We start from the raw sequence: 1,439 nt of genomic DNA on the forward strand, positions 1-1,439 counted from the left end.
TCGCCCTGGGGCCTGGAGCATTCAAATTGCTTGGGTGTTATATGGTCAAGCCTCACGGGCAATTAGTACAGGTTAGCTCAACGCCTCACAGCGCTTACACACCCTGCCTATCAACGTCGTAGTCTTCGACGGCCCTTCAGGGGACTCAAGGTCCCAGTGAGATCTCATCTTGAGGCAAGTTTCCCGCTTAGATGCTTTCAGCGGTTATCTTTTCCGAACATAGCTACCCGGCAATGCCACTGGCGTGACAACCGGAACACCAGAGGTTCGTCCACTCCGGTCCTCTCGTACTAGGAGCAGCCCCTCTCAAATCTCAAACGTCCACGGCAGATAGGGACCGAACTGTCTCACGACGTTCTAAACCCAGCTCGCGTACCACTTTAAATGGCGAACAGCCATACCCTTGGGACCGGCTTCAGCCCCAGGATGTGATGAGCCGACATCGAGGTGCCAAACACCGCCGTCGATATGAACTCTTGGGCGGTATCAGCCTGTTATCCCCGGAGTACCTTTTATCCGTTGAGCGATGGCCCTTCCATACAGAACCACCGGATCACTAAGACCTACTTTCGTACCTGCTCGACGTGTCTGTCTCGCAGTCAAGCGCGCTTTTGCCTTTATACTCTACGACCGATTTCCGACCGGTCTGAGCGCACCTTCGTACTCCTCCGTTACTCTTTAGGAGGAGACCGCCCCAGTCAAACTACCCACCATACACTGTCCTCGATCCGGATAACGGACCTGAGTTAGAACCTCAAAGTTGCCAGGGTGGTATTTCAAGGATGGCTCCACGCGAACTGGCGTCCACGCTTCAAAGCCTCCCACCTATCCTACACAAGCAAATTCAAAGTCCAGTGCAAAGCTATAGTAAAGGTTCACGGGGTCTTTCCGTCTAGCCGCGGATACACTGCATCTTCACAGCGATTTCAATTTCACTGAGTCTCGGGTGGAGACAGCGCCGCCATCGTTACGCCATTCGTGCAGGTCGGAACTTACCCGACAAGGAATTTCGCTACCTTAGGACCGTTATAGTTACGGCCGCCGTTTACCGGGGCTTCGATCAAGAGCTTCGCGTTAGCTAACCCCATCAATTAACCTTCCGGCACCGGGCAGGCGTCACACCCTATACGTCCACTTTCGTGTTTGCAGAGTGCTGTGTTTTTAATAAACAGTCGCAGCGGCCTGGTATCTTCGACCGGCGTGGGCTTACGCAGCAAGTGCTTCACCCTCACCGGCGCACCTTCTCCCGAAGTTACGGTGCCATTTTGCCTAGTTCCTTCACCCGAGTTCTCTCAAGCGCCTTGGTATTCTCTACCCAACCACCTGTGTCGGTTTGGGGTACGGTTCCTGGTTACCTGAAGCTTAGAAGCTTTTCTTGGAAGCATGGCATCAACCACTTCGTCACCCAAAGGGTAACTCGTCATCAGCTCTCGGCCTTA

Annotated in this window: 1 rRNA gene; it reads right to left on the bottom strand. The window is 53.7% G+C overall.

The window, feature by feature from the left end:
* Nucleotides 1-41: 41 nt before the first annotated feature.
* Nucleotides 42-1,439: ribosomal RNA gene (locus BM317_RS29655) — 23S ribosomal RNA — on the bottom strand; the annotation flags it as partial.

Origin of the sequence: Pseudomonas sp. NFACC24-1, assembly GCF_900115235.1 — a bacterium.
Lineage (GTDB): Bacteria > Pseudomonadota > Gammaproteobacteria > Pseudomonadales > Pseudomonadaceae > Aquipseudomonas > Aquipseudomonas fluorescens_AA.